This window comes from Pararhizobium sp., from assembly GCF_035497515.1.
Taxonomy (GTDB): Bacteria; Pseudomonadota; Alphaproteobacteria; order Rhizobiales; family Rhizobiaceae; genus Pararhizobium.
Genome location: NZ_DATJDJ010000159.1, coordinates 1 through 1,700, shown reverse-complemented (window position 1 = coordinate 1,700; position 1,700 = coordinate 1). Strand labels below are relative to the sequence as shown.

Sequence of the window (1,700 nt, the reverse complement as noted above, 5' to 3'; positions counted from 1 at the left end):
GCGTTCTTGACACCCGGAGCTTGGCGGCTAAACCCGCCGTACTGTTCATTTTGGAGGAGGCCGCCTTGAAGGCTGTTGCATCGTTCTCGGCGTTTGTCGGCAAGACATTCGCCATCTGGGTCATTCTGTTCGCTGTTCTCGGCTTCTTCTTCCCGGATACGTTCAAGCAGATCGCGCCGTATATCGTCACGCTGCTGGCCATCATCATGTTCGGCATGGGCCTGACGATCTCGGCTGGCGATTTCCGCGAGGTCGCCCGCCGGCCGTTTGATGTCGCCATCGGCGTCTTCGCGCAGTTCATCATCATGCCGCTCATCGCCGTCATCCTGACGAAGATCATCCCGATGGCGCCCGAAGTCGCCGCCGGCGTCATCCTGGTCGGCTGCTGCCCCGGCGGAACCTCGTCGAATGTGATGACCTATCTTTCCAAGGGCGACGTGGCGCTTTCGGTTGCCTGCACCAGCGTCACGACGCTGGCAGCGCCGGTGGTCACGCCGTTTCTGGTCTGGATGTTTGCCAGCCAGTACCTGCCGGTAGACGGCTGGGCGATGTTCCTCAGCATCGTCAAGGTCGTGCTTGTGCCGTTGGCACTCGGCTTTGCCCTGCAGAAGCTTTTGCCGGGCCTCGTCAAGGCCGCGGTTCCGGCTCTGCCGCTGGTCAGCGTCGTCGGCATCGTGCTCATCGTGTCGGCGGTTGTCGGTGCGAGCAAACCGGCGATTGCCACGTCCGGCCTGATGATCTTTGCCGTGGTGGTTTTGCACAATGGTCTTGGTTATCTGCTGGGCTACTTCGCCGCCCGCGCCAGCGGCCTGTCGCTCGCCAAGCGCAAGGCGATCGCCATCGAGGTCGGCATGCAGAACAGCGGCCTTGGCGCCGCCCTCGCCAATGCCTATTTCTCGCCGGTTGCCGCCGTTCCGAGCGCCATCTTCAGCGTCTGGCACAATATTTCCGGTGCGCTGCTGGCCAATTATTTTTCCCGCCAGGTCGAAGACGATGATCAGCAGGCAAAGCCTGCCATCGCGAGCTGAAGGAAAAGCGAGGGTAAGCTGAAGGCGGGGCGGGGCGATTTATCCTCCCGTCTGCCGCCGTTACGGTCTCATGCACGCTGGGGGCCGCCGGAACCGGGCAGATCGCGTCAACGCCGCCTCCTGCGGCTCTCTTTCGCTGTCATCGGGGGAGGAATATGGTAGGTCTCCATCGAAACCCGATCCCTCGTTTGGAAAGCGGCCTTCATGACCAACGCCTTCATCAACCACCTTTCATCGGAACTCGAAGGCCTGAAGTCGGCGGGGCTTTACAAGAGCGAGCGTGTTATCACCTCGAAGCAGGGCGGCGAGATTACGGTTTCCTCGGGCGAAAAGGTGCTGAACTTCTGCGCCAACAATTATCTCGGCCTTGCCGGCAATGAGGAACTGGCGGAGGCCGGCAAGCGGGCGCTCGATCGCTACGGCTACGGCATGGCCTCGGTGCGCTTCATCTGCGGCACCCAGGAGGAGCACAAGCAGCTCGAGGCGCGCATCTCGTCCTTCCTGCGCATGGAGGACACGATCCTCTATTCTTCCTGCTTCGATGCCAATGGCGGCCTGTTCGAGACGCTGCTTTCCGAGGAGGACGCGATCATTTCCGACGCGCTCAACCATGCCTCGATCATCGACGGCGTGCGTCTGTCCAAGGCGAAGCGTTTTCGTTATGCCAATAAC

At 61.3% G+C, this 1,700-nt stretch carries 2 protein-coding genes; both read left to right on the top strand.

Annotated elements, in window-relative coordinates; genetic code table 11:
* Positions 1-65: 65 nt before the first annotated feature.
* Entirely contained in the window at positions 66-1,028 is a 963-nt protein-coding gene (locus VL202_RS15690; protein WP_056334634.1) for a bile acid:sodium symporter family protein, read from the top strand.
* A gap of 204 nt (positions 1,029-1,232) precedes the next feature.
* Positions 1,233-1,700, top strand: a 468-nt coding sequence (locus VL202_RS15685) for an aminotransferase class I/II-fold pyridoxal phosphate-dependent enzyme (protein ID WP_325465030.1), incomplete at its 3' end; no start/stop codon positions are given.